Below are 302 nucleotides of genomic sequence, written 5' to 3'. Positions count from 1 at the left end.
CACGTGGACGCCCCGTCAACACACGTGGACTGGTCAGCCGGATCGGTACGACTACTCACCGAAGCCACACCATGGCCGGACAACGACCGACCACGACGCGCCGGAGTGTCCTCATTCGGGATCAGCGGCACCAACGCCCACCTCATCCTCGAAGAGGCCCAACCGTTCGAGTCGTCGCAGGACACGCCGGCCGACCCGGCGGCCTCGGGCCAGCAGTCGCCGGTACTGCCGGGCGGGGTGGTGCCGTGGCTGCTGTCGGCCAAGACCGAGGTGGCGTTGCAGGCGCAGGCGCAGCGGCTGGC

The 302-nt window shown here is 69.9% G+C and carries 1 protein-coding gene; it reads left to right on the top strand.

Annotation, left to right across the window (positions count from 1 at the left end):
- On the top strand, positions 1 to 302 hold a 302-nt coding region (locus ACLQ22_RS32010; protein WP_425695603.1), incomplete at both ends, for a ketoacyl-synthetase C-terminal extension domain-containing protein.

The organism is Micromonospora sp. DT178 (assembly GCF_049841695.1).
In the GTDB taxonomy this organism is placed as follows: domain Bacteria; phylum Actinomycetota; class Actinomycetes; order Mycobacteriales; family Micromonosporaceae; genus Micromonospora.
The sequence above is the reverse complement of the archived record's forward strand: the minus strand, read 5'-3'. Positions and strand labels throughout refer to the sequence as shown.